General features: G+C 72.7%; 12 protein-coding genes. 8 read left to right on the forward strand and 4 right to left on the reverse strand.

All coding sequences use genetic code 11. The features are described 5' to 3' along the window. The 3 genes from ACIA8L_RS29235 to ACIA8L_RS29245 form a co-directional block, all read right to left on the reverse strand. Positions 1-212: helix-turn-helix domain-containing protein (locus ACIA8L_RS29235; protein WP_395909731.1), on the reverse strand; the 212-nt coding region annotated here is incomplete at its 3' end. A gap of 223 nt (positions 213-435) precedes the next feature. Beyond that, a complete protein-coding gene (locus ACIA8L_RS29240) occupies positions 436-1,572 on the reverse strand; it encodes an SPFH domain-containing protein (protein WP_395909733.1) in 1,137 nt (378 codons plus the stop codon). Positions 1,573-1,586: 14 nt separating this feature from the next. Then, on the reverse strand, positions 1,587-1,823 hold the full coding sequence (locus tag ACIA8L_RS29245) for a hypothetical protein (RefSeq protein ID WP_395909734.1): 237 nt from the start codon (positions 1,821-1,823) through the stop codon (positions 1,587-1,589). A gap of 284 nt (positions 1,824-2,107) precedes the next feature. On the opposite strand from ACIA8L_RS29245, the gene lanL reads away from it, so the two are divergent. The 3 genes from lanL (at position 2,108) to ACIA8L_RS29260 (ending at position 5,506) form a co-directional block, all read left to right on the forward strand. Beyond that, entirely contained in the window at positions 2,108-4,807 is a 2,700-nt protein-coding gene (gene lanL / locus ACIA8L_RS29250; RefSeq protein WP_395909736.1) for a class IV lanthionine synthetase LanL, read from the forward strand. A 27-nt stretch (positions 4,808-4,834) separates the two neighbouring features. Continuing rightward, positions 4,835-4,984, forward strand: a complete 150-nt coding sequence (locus tag ACIA8L_RS29255; RefSeq protein ID WP_395909737.1) for a hypothetical protein — start codon at positions 4,835-4,837, stop codon at positions 4,982-4,984. 141 nt (positions 4,985-5,125) lie between these two features. Next, positions 5,126-5,506 (forward strand): BlaI/MecI/CopY family transcriptional regulator, encoded by a 381-nt coding sequence (locus ACIA8L_RS29260; RefSeq protein WP_395909738.1) that lies wholly within the window; start codon positions 5,126-5,128, stop codon positions 5,504-5,506. Positions 5,507-5,539: 33 nt separating this feature from the next. Here ACIA8L_RS29260 and ACIA8L_RS29265 read toward each other — a convergent pair whose 3' ends face one another. Further along, complete coding sequence (locus ACIA8L_RS29265; protein WP_395909739.1) at positions 5,540-6,292, reverse strand: cyclase family protein; 753 nt, start codon at positions 6,290-6,292, stop codon at positions 5,540-5,542. Positions 6,293-6,507: 215 nt separating this feature from the next. Between ACIA8L_RS29265 and ACIA8L_RS29270 the strand changes: the two genes are divergently transcribed. The 5 genes from ACIA8L_RS29270 (at position 6,508) to ACIA8L_RS29290 (ending at position 14,590) form a co-directional block, all read left to right on the forward strand. Then, entirely contained in the window at positions 6,508-7,419 is a 912-nt protein-coding gene (locus tag ACIA8L_RS29270; RefSeq protein ID WP_395909741.1) for a M56 family metallopeptidase, read from the forward strand. Between the two features lie 204 nt (positions 7,420-7,623). Beyond that, on the forward strand, positions 7,624-8,853 hold the full coding sequence (locus ACIA8L_RS29275) for a pectate lyase (RefSeq protein WP_395909742.1): 1,230 nt from the start codon (positions 7,624-7,626) through the stop codon (positions 8,851-8,853). A 186-nt stretch (positions 8,854-9,039) separates the two neighbouring features. Continuing rightward, positions 9,040-10,461 carry a DUF4145 domain-containing protein gene (locus ACIA8L_RS29280; RefSeq protein ID WP_395909743.1) on the forward strand — a complete coding sequence of 474 codons (1,422 nt, stop codon included), beginning with the start codon at positions 9,040-9,042 and terminating at the stop codon, positions 10,459-10,461. Continuing rightward, on the forward strand, positions 10,458-13,415 hold the full coding sequence (locus ACIA8L_RS29285; protein ID WP_395909745.1) for a DEAD/DEAH box helicase: 2,958 nt from the start codon (positions 10,458-10,460) through the stop codon (positions 13,413-13,415). The genes ACIA8L_RS29280 and ACIA8L_RS29285 overlap by 4 nt, the downstream gene beginning before the upstream one ends. After that, entirely contained in the window at positions 13,412-14,590 is a 1,179-nt protein-coding gene (locus ACIA8L_RS29290; protein WP_395909746.1) for a hypothetical protein, read from the forward strand. Before ACIA8L_RS29285 ends, ACIA8L_RS29290 begins: the two co-directional genes overlap by 4 nt. The last annotated feature ends 5 nt before the right edge of the window (positions 14,591-14,595 follow it).

Consider the following 14,595-nt stretch of genomic DNA (forward strand, 5'->3'; position numbering starts at 1 on the left):
TCCACCTGCCCGGCCTGCTCGTCGGACAGCCGGGCCGGGCGTCCCAGCCGCGCCGCACCGACCAGCGCGTCCCGGCCGCCGGACCGCCATGCCTGGTACCACCGCGACGCCGCCTGCGCCGTGACACCCAACGCGTTGACCACGTCGACCTGCCGACTGCCGGCCTCGAACATGTCCACCGCCCGCATCCGCTGCTCCCGCAACGCATCCACGTCACGAACGACACCGCGACGCGGACCGGCCGACCGAGGTACAGCAGTCATACCCCTGATTGTCTTACCCGCCAACCCGATCGACCGGCAGCGACTCACCGAGAACCCGAAAGATCTTTAATGGCTCGGGAGCGCCGGTGGCCGGCTCCAATCACTCACCACCGCGAGGTGGGCGATCGGAGCTCGGCCAATTCCGCCGGTTGCTGTGCTCGCACGGGCAGGGTCACCTCGCCTCGCGCTGCGCGACCGCCGTCGAGGGCGTGGGCTCGGTGGCCGGTGCGGCGGTCATGCCTTTGCGCACGGTTTCCAGCAGCATGGTTCCCTGCGCGGCGAGCGAGGCCACGACGCTGTTGAGCCCCTCGGCCCCGTCCAGGACGGTGAGGTTGGCCCCCTGCAGACCCTCCGCGGCGGCGCGGAGCAGGTCCGGCAACTGCTCGATCATCATCTGGTCGAGGGCGATGCGACCCTGCGCGGCGGCGGCCTCCGCGGACAGTTTCGTGGCGTCGGCGTCGGCCCGGGCCAGGGTGACGATCCGTTCCGCCTCGGCCTGGGCCGGGCGGATGACCTCGGCGATGAGCTGGGCCTGGCGCAGCTCGGCGTTCTTCTGCGCGACGAGAGCCTGCTCGGCCAGCACGTGCTGCTGCGCCTGGGCGGCGGCCAGCGGGCCGGCCTGCGCCGCGGTCTGCTGAGCCTGGTCGATCTCGGCCTGGTAGCGGGCCTGGGCGATGGCCGTCTGGCGGGCGTACTCGGCCTGGTTGCGCGTGCTCTCCTGCCGGGCCATCGCGCTGGCCTGGTCCGCGATCGCCTGGGCCACGTTGGCCTCCTGGTTGACCCGGGCCTGGTGCGGGGCGGCGAGGGCCTTGATGTAGCCGACGCCCTTGTCGTGGATGCTGCTGATCTGCAGCGAGTCAATCTCCAGACCGATGCGGGCCATCTCGGTCTTGCTCGCGTCGACGATCGCGTCGGCGAGGGTCTGCTGCTCGCGGATGATCGCCTCCACCGTCATACTGCCGATGATGCTGCGCAGGTGACCGCTGAAGATCCGGCCGACCAGCACCGGCATCTGCGACTGGTCACCCTGGAACCGGCGGGCCGCGGCCGCGATCGACTCGTGGTCATCGCCGACCTTGAACGCGATCACGGCCTGGACGTGCAGGGTCAGGCCCTGCTGGGTGTAGCAGTCCTCCTCGACCTCGGCCTCCTGCATGGCCAGGGTCAGCCGGGACGCCTTGGAGAAGATCGGGACGACGAACGTGCCGTGCCCGGTGACGATCTTGAACGGCAGGGCATCGGCTCCGCGCTGCTTCCTGCCGCTGATCAGCAGGGCTTCGTTCGGGGCGGGTACACGGTAACCGAACATCGGGTTGGCCTCTCTCAGCCAGAAGGGGTGTGATCCGCCGGCATCGGCGGCCACGGTTCGACGTCGACCTGACGCGTGCCGCGGAAGTTGATGACGAGCACCTCCGCGCCGGTCGGCAGCGGCTCGACGGCATAGGCGAGGTAGTGGTGCGGGGTGCCTTCGACCACAACGCGGATCTCGCCGGGCAGCTCACCGCCACGCACCGCGGTGACCACCACGCCGACCTTGCCGACCAGCGACTGACCGCGCACAGACTGCTCCAAACCAAGTCGCCCGCCCCGCACGAACCCCAGAGCGACCACGCATCGTTGACGTGTGCGATCCAGATTGTGCACCCGCCACGCCACCGCGTGTGTCCCCGGGCCCGGACGGACGGGGTGGCGGTGGTCACGCGCCGGCACACCGGTGGCTCACCAGGGCACAGGTTCAGTGGAACGGGATGGAACACGGTTCAGGCAAGGATCTATCGCACCCTATGCGTGGAGATCCACTCACTGAGGACGTGACCATGCTGCGCAGGGGTACGGCAGATCGCATGCTGCTCCTCGACGTCCTCCGGGCCACGTTGGCCCGCTGCGGCGCCGACCGGTGGGAGGTGATCGCCGACGAGGCGTGGTGCCGGGTCAACCCGCCGGCGGTGGCGCCGCGGCCGCACGGCTGGAAGCTGCACGTCACCGCGACGCCGCTCGGCGCGCCGCTGGTGCTGGCCCGGGCGGTCGAGGTCCTCGTCGCGCACGAGGCCCGGTTCAAGTTCGCGGCCGACATCCCCCGGGTCGAGGCGCTGGTCGACGTCTGGCACCACCGCGGCGGGGCCGGGAAGTTCATCACGGTGTACCCGCGCGACGACGCCCACCTGCGCGAGGTGGCCGGCGAACTGGACCGGGCGCTGCGCGGCCTGTCCGGGCCTCGTATCCTCTCCGACCGGCCGTACCGCCCGGGCAGTCTCGTGCACTACCGGTACGGCACGTTCGACGAGAAGCCGACGTTCACCGCGGACGGGCGGTACGAGTCCCGGATGGTCGGGCCGGACGGCACGGCCGTGTCCGACGAGCGCCTGGCCTGGTTCGCCCCGCCGCCATGGGCCGAGTCGCCGTTCCCGGCCGATCCGGCCGCCGGGGACCCGCACCCGGCGTCGGTGCGGCTGGCCGACCGCTACGAGGTGCGCAGCGCCCTGCGCCACGCGAACAAGGGCGGTGTGTATCGCGCGCGGGACACCAGTACCGATGCCGAAGTGGTTATCAAACAGGCCCGAGCGTTCGTCGGTGCGCGACTGGACGGCACCGACGTGCGCTCGGTGCTGCGTGACGAGGCCCGGATGCTGGAGGCGCTGGCCCCGCTGGGGGTCGCGCCGGCCAAGGTGGAGCTGTTCGAGGAGCAGGGCGACCTGTTCCTGGTTGAAGAATTCCTGGCGGGTACTGTCCTGAGCCGCTGGACCATCGCGCGCACTCGGCTCGCACCGGACGTGGCGCTCGCGCTGGCCATCCGGCTGGTCGAGCTACTCGCGACCGTCCACGCGGGCGGGTTCGCGGTGCGGGACTTCAAGCCGGCCAACGTGATGGTCGACCCGGACGGCGGCGTACGCCTGATCGACGTCGAGTACCTCACCACGATCGGCCGGGAGCACACGTACATCGGCACGCAGGGGTACGCCGCGCCCGAGGCCGAGGCGGCCCGCGACCGCGACGACCCGGTGACGGCCACGGTGGCCGCGGACCTGTTCGGCCTCGGGGCCACGCTGTTCTGCGCGATCACCGGCACGCCGCCGGGCTGGGTCCAGGGCCGGCCCGAGCTGGCCCGTCCGGCCGTGGAGCGGCGCCGGGTGCTCACCCGGATCGCCGCCACCCACCCGGTTCTCGCCCCGTTCATCCCCGTGATCGTCGGACTCACCGACGAGGAGCCCGGCCGGCGCTGGTCGCTCGAGCGGGTCCGCGCCCACCTCGGGCAACAGATCCCCGCACCGTCGGCCGGTATCCGGACGATGCCCGCCCTGGCCCGCGACGACGGGTGGCCGACGCTCGTCGACGACGCCCTGGCTCACGTGCGGCGGGGGATGCGGGCGCGGCCGGGAAGCCTTTGGGAACCGTCGGCCCCCGCCCGCGAGACCGACCCGGGGAATCTGTGGCACGGCGCGGCCGGCGGACTGGCGGTCCTCACCCGGGCCGCCGCCGTCCGGGACGAACCGTGGCTGCCGGCCGCCGTACGGGAGGCGGCGGACTGGCTCGACGCCCGCCGGTTCGACGTGCCGCGCCTGCTGCCCGGGCTGGCCTTCGGGCGCGCCGGCACCGCCTGGGCCCTGCACGACGCCGCCCAGCAGCTCGGCGACCCGCGCCTCGGCGGACGGGCGGTGGAGCTGGCCGCCGCGCTCCCCACCACCGCCCCGAGCGCTGATGTCACGCACGGGCTGGCCGGGGCCGGACTGCTGCACGTCGCCCTCTACCAGCGCACCGGCCGCCCGGAACTGGCCGAGCGGGTACGCCACTACGCCGACACGATCCTGGGCGCCGCCCGGCGCCGCGGTCCGGACTGGGCCTGGCCGGTCAGGTCCGACGCCGACTCGCGCTTCGCGGGCCGGGCCGCGCTCGGGTTCGCCCACGGTGTGGCCGGCATCGGGGCGTTCCTGCTGGCCGCGGCCACGACGCTGGGCGAGGACCGGTACCGTGCGGCGGCCGTCGGGGCCGGTGACACACTGGCCCGGGCCGCCCAGGTGGAGGACGGCGCGGCCCGGTGGCGCGGCGACGTCGACGAACCATACGACCCGGTGGTGGTACGGCTGGTCGGCCACTGGTGCAGCGGGCCGGGCGGCATCGGTACCTTCCTCATCCGCCTCTTCACGGCCACCGGCGAGCAGCGCTACGCCGACCTCGCCGTCCAGGCCGCCGCCGCGACCGCCCAGGACGTCTGGTCCGCCGCGGTGGGTGCCTGCTGCGGGCTGGCCGGTGACGGGCACTTCCTGCTCGACCTGGCCGAACGAACCGGCGATGAGCGGTATCGGGCCCGCGCCGAGGAGATGGCCGAGGTGATCCATATCGAGCGGTATCGGCGCGACGGACTCGACCTGCCGTCCGACCCCGACCGCGGGTACGACTACGGCCACGGTACCGCCGGCGTCCTGGATTTCCTGCTCCGGCTGCGATACGGGGGACCCCGCCCCTGGACCGCGGATGCCGATGTGGGCAGGGAGCGGGAGCAGCAGCACCGGCGAGAGGAGGAGTACGCCGTACCACCCCGAACGTGACCGCAACCGCAACGAAGGAGATCAACCATGTTCGACATCGCCGCACTGCAGACCCTTCCCGAGGAGCAGGGCCCGGAGAGCGACCTGATGGTCGCCGAACGGCTCATCTGTACTGAGTGGGGCACCTGCAGCTACCAGGTGACCGAGTCCACGGTGTCCAGCACCCACTGCAACTGACCCCGTAGCGCCCCGGCGCCGCGGCACCACGCCGCGGCGCCGGGCTCCGCCGTCCGATTCGCCGCCGTCCGCGGGGAAGGTCTGGATTAGACGGAGCCGGTAGCCTGTCGTGATGATCCGAGGACACGCCCGGGTGTACGGATGAACGCGGAGCGGCGGGCCTGGGGCTCGCTCGAGTCGGAGGTCATGGCGGTGCTCTGGGCCGCGACCGCCCCGCTGGCCCCGGCGCAGGTGCAGCAGCTGCTCGGAGGTCAGCTCGCCTACAACACCGTCCAGACCATTCTCACCCGGCTCCAGGAGAAGGGACTGGTGCGGCGGCGGGCCAACGCCACCGGTGGCCGCAGCTACCTCTACTTCGCGGCCGAGGACCGGGCCACCGCGGCCGCGCGGCGGATGCGGGCGGTGCTGGAGAGCCCCGGTGACCGCCGGGCGGTCCTGCAGCAGTTCACCGCCGGCCTCGACCCGGCCGACGCGGAATTTCTCCGGGCGCTGCTGCGCGATCCTGAGCCGGGAGAGCGCTGAAAGGGCAGCCTTCGCCACGGTCGGCGCCCCGCCTCAGGCCGGTCGGCCGCCGTCCACGGCCGTGATGTGCCGGACGGGGTTGAGGCCGAGCACTCGGGCCGGCGCGCCGCTGCCGTCGACCAGGGCCGGGACGCCGACGACGACGATCGCGCCGGCCGGTGCGAGCAGATGCAGGTTGGTCAGGTTCTCCACGCCGTATCGCCGGTCCCGCAGCCAGCATCGATGCACGGCGGAGCCGGCCCGCTCGCCGGCCGCCGAGTCCAGGCTCGGCGTGTCGATACCGAGGGCGCGGACCTGAGGCCGGTGCGCGACGAGGAACCGCGCGAGCTCCGGTGCGAATCCCGGCCAGTGCGGGTCACCGGTGGCATCCAGGCCCAGGTAGCGGCGGCGGTCGCCGATCCGCTCGGACCAGCCGGTCAGCGCCAGCACCGCGCACGCCTCCGGCAGCGGGCCGTGGCATTGTTCCCAGGTGAGAACGTCCTCGACCCGCACGTGTGCATCGGCGTCGGCCCGCGCCCGGATGTCGAGGACCGCGGCGAGCAGGACCAGATCGCCCGCGGGAATGGCGTCGACGGAAAGCCCGGAATCGGTGAAGTGCGCGGGCGCGTCGACATGGGTGCCCGAGTGCTCATCGAGGTCCCAGCGACCGGCCCGGCATCCGTCCCGGTCGAAGCCGGCCACCCCGGTCACCCGGGGCGGGTCGACGGCAGGGTGGTGCGGCAGGGCCGCCGACAGTGGATGGGTCAGATCCACCGTGGCGCCGATCCACTCCCCGAGACCCGGCACGGGCGTCAGCGTACGCGTCGCGAACCTGGCGACCGGACCTCGCGCTGGACCCTGGGTGGCGCGCCGGCGGTGTGCGGCTGGCCGCGGGCCACCGTCGCGTTGCCGGCCCGTGACGACCGCGAGCCGATCGGGGCAGCGGCGGCCATCGCTTGTCGCTAATGTGTGGGTGAGGTCTCCCACCGCGGCCGGCCCGCCGGCGCCGAGGAGGGCACGACGTGGTCTGGCTGGTGCTCGTACCGCTGCTGCTCCCGCTCCTGCTCTGGCCGCTGGCCCGGCTCACGGCCGGATCGGCCCGGCCCGAGCGGGCCGCCCGCGCCCTCGCGCTCGTCGCGTCGATCACGGCGGCCTCCGGGCTGACCGGTCTGATCCTCGTCGCGGCCACGCTCGCCGACGACATCCCGTCGGTCGTGGCCTACTCGCATCGGGCCCGCAGCCTGGGCCATGTGCTGCCGGAGCCGATCCCGGACGCCGTCGCCATCGCCGTCACCGTGCTGCTGGCGTTGATCGCCGGGCGGGCGGTCGTCGAACTGCGCCGCCACCGGCTGGTCGCCCGCGACCTGCACGCGATCGGGCCCGCACCGCACTGGCTGCTGGTCGTCGACTGGGACAGCCCGCGCGCGGTCGCCGTGCCGCCACACCGCGGTCGCCGCGGCCACGTGCTGGTGACCAGCGGGCTGCTGCGCCTGCTCAGCCCGCGCGAGCAGGCCGCGGTGCTCGCACACGAACGCGCCCACCTGCGGCGCCGGCACTACCGCACGACCGCGCTCGCCGCGGCCGCGGCGGCCGTGAACCCGCTGCTGCGGCCGGTCGAGTCGGTGGTGCGGCTCCTCGCCGAGCGCAGCGCCGACGAGGACGCCGCCCGGGAAGTCGCCGACCGCCGCCTGGTCGCGCAGACGGTGGCGAAGGTCGCGATCGCCGCCCACGGCTCCGCCGACGCGCTCGGCTTCGGTGGATCGAACACCCGGCGGCGGGTCGAGGCCCTCGTGCTGCCGCAGGTCGGCCGGCTCCGGTCGGTCGCCGCCCCCGACGCTGGGGCGGCCCTGCTGGGCGCGGCCGCACTCCTGGCCACCGCGGCCGCCTGCATCGGGTTCGTCGAGCTGCTGCTGGCCTGGTTGCCGGGCCGCTGACCCGGCCGTACTCCGGATCCCGCCTTGCCGCTCCGCAGCCAGCGGGGTGGCCGGGGCTTGACCAGGGGTTTTCACCAGTATTCACGGCCATATCCCCGCGAATCGGACACCCCCTTGTGTTGATATTGATCGGTCTCTACGGTGCCAGGAAAGCGCTTTCCCCGCCCAGGAGAGCGCAATCGACCTTCGGAAGGTGAGGCACGGATGAGACGAGCCCCAGTCTCTGTGCGGTGGCTGGCCGGCGGTGCCGCGGCGGTTGCGGTCGCCGCGGTCACGCTGGCGATACAGATCCCCAACGCCGCGGCCGCCACGAATCTCAGCATCGGCGCCGGTGCGGACGGCTCCAGCAAGGCCAGCGGCACCAGCTACGGCAACGTGATCGACGGCAACACGAGCACCTACTGGTCGCCGAGCGGCAGCACCGGCCAGATCAACGTCAAGTGGAGCAGCGCGACGACGGTGTCCTCGGCCGTCATCAAGCAGGCCTCGGGCGGCGGCTCCATCAGTTCGTGGCGGCTGCTCAACTACGACTCGGGTGCGGTCCTGGCCAGCGGCAGCGGCACGCCGAGCACGATCAACTTCTCGTCGACCTCGTTGAAGAAGATCTCGCTCGACATCACCGGTGCCTCGGGCACGCCCCGGATCGCCGAGTTCGAGACGTACTCCTCCGGAGGCTCGAACCCGACGCCGACCTCGACCGGCGGTGGCGGCAACCCGACACCGACCGCGACCGGTGGCGGTGGCGGTGGCGGCGGCAACCCGACCACGTCGTGGCCGTCGTCCGCGGGCAACGTCTCGCTCTCCAGCACCAAGAGCGTGTCCGGGACGTTCGACGGCGGGATGAAGACGTACTGCTGCATCGGTGACGGCAGCCAGTCCGAGAGCCAGGACCCGATGTTCGAGCTGGCCAACGGGGCCACGATCCAGAACGTGATCATCGGCTCGCCGGCCGGCGACGGCATCCACTGCCTGGGCACCTGCACGATCCGCAACGTGTGGTGGAACGACATCGGCGAGGACGGCGCGACGTTCCTGCAGACCAACGGAGGGACGTCGTACGTGATCGGTGGCGGTGCGCGCTCCGGCAGCGACAAGATGTTCCAGCACAACGGCAACGGCACGGTCAGCATCAGCGGCTTCTACCTCAAGGGCACCGGCAAGCTGTACCGGGCCTGCGGCAACTGCACCAACTCGTACACCCGCAACGTGAAGGTCGACAACGTGATCGTCGACGACGTGGACTACGTCGTGGGCATCAACTCCAACTGGGGCGACGTCGCGACCATCACCCGGGTCCGGGTGCTCAACAACAACAGCATCAAGGTCTGCGCCAAGTACAAGGGCGTCGCGAAAGGCAGCGAGCCGACCTACCTCGGCGTGGGCTGGAACGACGCCAACTGCAAGGTGAGCCAGAGCGACATCACCTACGGCTGAACCTAGCCACGCAAGGGGGCGCTCACCGAATCCGGTGGGCGCCCTTCGGCGTCTCCGCACCGAGTTGATGCTCGGGCCAAATGGGCGGATGTGCAGTACCTGAAACTCGAATAGAGGAATATTTCGTCTGTGTCGATGCCTCGATAATCTGCGCTGTTCGGATGCGTCAATGTCTCGTGGGGAGCCATGACCGGTCACGTGCAGCAGCTGGTGAACGACTCACGCAACTTCCGCTTCCTCGCCGATCCGGCACTGGCCGGCGTGCCCGAGGCAACGCTGCTGGCCGGCGACGCGGCTACCGCCGAGGCGTACGTGCACACCGACCCGGATGCCGCCATGGCCCGCGGGCGCCGGTTCACCGAGACACTCGCCGAAGACGTCGCCCGCCGGGCCGCCGTCACCCTGCGGCCCCGGGCCCCGCAACAGCAGCGCACGCAGTCGCTGTTCACCGCCGGCGCCATTCCTGCTCGCGTGCGCGACCTGCTCGAGATCGTCCGGCAGTACGGCAACGCGGCGGTGCACGGCTATTCGGGCGACCGGGTGAAGGCGATGACGGTGTTGCAGTCCTGTCACGAGCTGGCGCTGTGGTGGTACCGGGAACGGACCGGAGCCGCCCCCGGCCCCGCCTTCGTGCGCCCCGACCCACCGGCTCAACTGACACGGGCGATGCTGCGCGACATCGAGGAGCAGATCGACCGGCTGCGGGCCGCCTTCGAGGCCACGCCGCCCCCCGTCGCGCGGATCCGGATCGGCTCGACCACGCCCGACGGGCGGCGGTGGCGTGGCGGCTCGGAGGTCGTCGGTGCGACCGGCACCTACCTGGTGCACGACCCGGTCGAGACGGTGCGGGCCGAGGACGGCGCGTGGACGCTCATGCAGGCGGCCGGCCGCCATCTCGACGGCGCCGGCCGGTCGGTGTGGCTGCGCGGCCTGCGTGTCGACGACGACGGGCCGGTCGCCGGCCGGGTACGTGACGGCCTCGACGCTCAGGCCGCGTGCCTCGAACGCCCAGCGGCCGGACTGCCCGCACTCGTGGAGCGCCACCGCGACGGGGATCTGCACCTGCTCGTGCTCGACGCGCCGGCCGGCAAGAGCTGGCTGGAGATGTTCGGTGACGGGCGGCCCGGGCTGGACCCGTTCATGCTGCCGCTCGCCCTCGCGGTGCTCGCCGACGTCGCTGACGGTCTCGCCGCGCTGCACCGCCGCGGTCACGCGCATCGAGTGCTGGACGGCCATTCGGTACGAGTCGTATTGCCCGGGCGGCACGGTCGGCTGCGCGATCCCGGACTCGTCGGCTGGCCGCACCGCCCGGGGGAGGGAGGCGAGCATCCGGCCCCGGAGCAGCGGGCGCTGGCGCGCGGGCGGCCGGGCCCACCGACCGATGTCTTCCAGCTGGCCGCGCTGCTGCACGCCGGTGCGGGTGCGGGTGCGGGTCCGGGTCCGGTCGCGGTGCCGCTGCGCGATCTGCTGCCGACGTTTCCGGAGCGGCTGGACCAGCTCCTGCTGCGAGCGCTCGATCCCGATCCGGGGCGCCGGCCCGGAGCTGGCGAGATCGCCGCCGGGTTGCGCCAAGGCCGCCGGGAACTGACGGCCGGGGTCGTCGCATGATGCCAGTGCCGGTGCGTGTGCCCGGCCCGATCGCGCTTGTGTACTCCGACAAGTTCCTCGCCGATCTGGAGTACAACCCGACCCCGTTCTTCCAGGAGCTCGACGCGCTGGTCAAGCAGGGCGCGCTCCCGCTCACCCTGGAGAGGACCCGGACGGGCTGGCGGATGGCGGTGTACGCCGGCCGCTATGTCGGCTGGCTCTACCCCACTCGCGCCGGTGACGCCTACAACCTCGGTCACGCCGCCCGGCGGCGCTTCCGCGACGAGGACCGCCTGCTCGACGCGGCGCTACTGCTGGCCGGCCCGGGCATCTGCGCGGTACCCGACCTCGCGAGCCTCAACCAGGCGTTCGCGCAGGGCAGCCTGCCCCGGACCACCACCTACGGCGACGCGCTGTGGAACGCGTGGAGTGCCGCGATCGCGGCCGCGGACCGCCCGGCCCCAGACGGCCCGTCGCTCGCCCCGGCCCACGTCCGATACCTCGACCGCGTCGACCAGGTGATCGAAGCCGGCCGGCAGATCGAACTCGACCGGCTCGAGGGCCGCGCCGCCCAGGCCTACGTGCACCGCGAGGCGGCGAAGGAGCGGCGGCATTCCGCGCGCGGCGTCTACCGGTTCCGGATGGCGCGTCGGCCCGAGCTCACCAAGAACACGATGGTGTACCTCGGTGACGTACCCAAGATGCGCGGACGCGTCATCGACATCGAAGGCCGCGACGTCGTCGTGCGCTTCGAGCCCGGTGCCGACTACGACCAGATCGGCGCCCAGGGCACGCTCGGAGAGCTCGGCGGGGACCGGATCTTCCGCGCCCAGCGCGATGCCGTCGCGGCCCTGCGCACCGGCTCCGCGCGCAACCCGCGGTTGCTGGAGCACCTCGTTGACGCTCGCTACCGGCCCTATCAACCGGCCCGTGACGCGGTGCCGGCCGCCGGCCTCGACGAGGACCAGCGCGAGGCGTTCCAGCGTGCCGTCGCCGTGCCCGACCTGCTCGCGGTGCTCGGCCCGCCCGGGACCGGCAAGACCCGCACCATCGTCCAGGTCGTGCGGGAATGCGCCGCCCGGGGCGAGCGTGTCCTCATCACCTCGCACACCCACCGCGCCGTCGACAACGTGCTCGAAGGCCTGGCAGCGGATCTCAACGTGGTACGTATCGGCAACGAGGACCGGATGAGCGCCAAGGTCCGGGCCATGTCCGCCGAGACCCGGGCCGAAGCCCTGCGCGGGGAGATCCTCGCCGATCGCGGCCGGTTCGACGCGCTGCGCGAGTTCCGGGGGCAGCGGCCGCTGGTCGAGCGCTACCTGGCGCATCTCGAGTCGGTCGTCGGCCGGGGCGCCGCCGCCCGGGCCGAGCTCGACACGGCACCGGCCCGGATCGCGGCCGCCGTCCGAGCCGCCGGAGGCCCCCTGGCCGGGCAGCTCGACATCGTCGAGCGGGACCTGGCCGCCGCGCGGGCAGTGCACGCCGTCCGTACGAGTGCGGCCGAGACGGCCGGTCGGCGGCTGGCCGCGGCGCGGGCCCGCGCCGAGCGCAACGCCATGCCGGCCTTCGTGCACCGATGGATTGCCGGCTGGTTCGAGGGCCGGGCCCGGCGAGCCCAGGCGGCGCTGAGCGCTGCCGGTGCCGCACTGGCCGGATTGGATTCCTCCCGCGGCGCACTGTGGCAGCGGATCTCGGCCCTCGCGGCCAAGGACCCGGTGGTGGTCCGGCTGCACGCGGCTCAGGGCGCCGCCCGCGGCACGCTCGCGGAGCTGGCCCCCGAGCCCGCCCGGCTCGGTGGGTTGCTGCGGCAACTGCTCCGCCCCGCGGCGGCGCTCCCGCCGGACCCGCCTGACCTCGCCGATGGCCCCGACTGGGCCGGTTGGGCCGCGTTCCGGGCCGGTGCGGCGGCGGCCACGGCGACCGCCGAGCGGCAGGCGAACCTGCTGGGCGAGTGGCGTGAGCGTGTCGCCGACCTCGGCGGCGAGTTGGAGCGCGAGATCGCCCGCTACTGCGACGTCGTCGGCGCGACCTGCATCGGCACCGACACGTCGGCGCTGGTGTCCCAGCTCGACTTCAACCTCGCCATCGTCGACGAGGCCGGCCAGATCTCGACCCCGAACCTGCTCGTGCCGCTGGTGCGGGCGCGGCGCGCGATGCTCGTGGGCGATCACCGCCAGCTGCCGCCGTTCCTCGACGAGGAGGTGCGCCGCTGGGCCGCGAACCTCGCCGCCAACGTCGAGCCGGAGGTGACCGACCTGCTCGCCCGGAGCGCATTCGAGCTGCTCTTTCCGCGTGCGCCGCAGTCCAACGCGATATGGCTGCGCACGCAGCGGCGGATGCCCGAACAGATCGCCGGGTTCGTGTCCGAGCACTTCTATTCCGGCCGGGTGACGACCCGGCACGCGGGCGGCGTGGGCGCTGACCTGTTCGCCTCGCCGTTCGCGATGGTCGACACCTCGGATCGGCCAGGCGCCGATCGGGCCGAGACCGCCATGCGCAGCCTGCGCGAGGTCGTCCGGCACGGATATCGCAACGATCTGGAGGCCGACCTGATCATCGACCTGCTGCGGGTGCTGCGGCCGCAGTTTCGGGACTGGGCGGTCATCGTGCCGTTCAACGCCCAGAAGGACCTGCTCATCGACAAGCTCCGGGAGACGGCGACGACCGAGCACGTCGGCAGCGTCGACTCGTTCCAGGGCGGCGAACGCGACCTCGTCATCTTCGGCTTCACGCGCAGCAACAGCGGCGGCGAGATCGGCTTCCTGCGCGAACTGCGCCGGTTCAACGTCGCCATCACACGCGCCCGCCGGCAGTTGGTACTCGTCGGCGACCTCAGCACGCTGCGCGCGGCCCGCGACGAGCCGTTCCGCGATTTGATGCTGGCAATGGGCCGGCACCTCGATCGGCACGGCGACCGCCGCGGCTCCCTGGAGATCGCGGCCACCCTGGCCGACGGCGCCGGGCGGCGTTCATGAAGCGGCGGGTCATCTACCCGGCCACCCGGGCGGTCGAGCACGCCGTCACCCAGCCGGGGGTCCGGCCGCTGCGCCTCTTCGCCGTCCTGTGGCCGCTGTGGCAGGTCGAGACGAGCGCGCAGGTGTACGACGGGCAGGACTTCGAGCTCATCGACCACTTCGTGCTGCGGGCCCTGCACGAGGCCGACATCCACGACCGGCCCGGGCTGGCCCGCCTCCTCGGCCTCCCGCCCGGCATCGTCGAGCGCTGCGTGGCCTTCCTCATCGCCATCCAGCTCGTCGCCGACGACGGCGGTCGGCTGCGCGTCCGCGAGCTCGGCCGCCGGTCGCTGCGCGACGGCCTGCGATACGTGCCGTCGACGAGCCGGCTCAAGGTGCTCTTCGAGCGCCAGACCGGCCGGCCGCTGCCGCGGCCTTACTACGACAGCGCGGTGACGGTGCTCGACGTCGCCAAGGTCGCCGACGAGCAGCTCGGCGATCGCACACGCTTCCGGTCACTGTTCACCGCGGCACCGTACGACCCCCAGGTTCTGCCGCGGCTGGCCGAGCGGACCGACCGGGCCGAGTTCAACCTGCCCACGCAGCTGCGCGAGCTGCGCCAGGAGAACGTCCGTGAGGGCTATCTGCCCTGCTATCTCATCGAGACGACCGATGGGCAATTGCTGGCCTACAGCAACGTCGCCGAGCACCGCGACTCGTTCCTTGAACAGGTTTGTGCCGACTCCGCGGTCGAACACCTCATCGAGGCCGAGGACACCGGTGATCCCGCCACCATCTGGCGGACCTGGCTCGGCCGATCGACGGCCTACAAGGGCGGCCGGCTCGACCGGGCCGGCGGCCGCTGGCGGGTGGTGATGGCGGCCGGCACGTTCGGCGAACCGCCCCGCCTGCCGCCGTCGCGCGTCGGTGCCTACCAGTTCTGGGACAACCACTTCATCCAGGTCTGGTGCGGCGACGTCGCGGTGCGACGGGCCGCCCTCCTGGACCGCGCGCTCGGGGTGGCGACCGTGCCGGCGGTCACGACGCTGGCGGATTTTCAGACGCGGGTCCGGTACCTCGCCGAAGTCCTCGAGGTCCCCGAGGTCTCCGTCGCCGACCTGCGCCGCCATGCTGGCCACACCGGCGACACCCGCCGGCTGCAGAGCCTCGACGCGCTGGAACGGGGTACCGCATGACCGCC

Source organism: Dactylosporangium sp. NPDC051541, assembly GCF_044454505.1.
In the GTDB taxonomy this organism is placed as follows: Bacteria; Actinomycetota; Actinomycetes; order Mycobacteriales; family Micromonosporaceae; genus Dactylosporangium.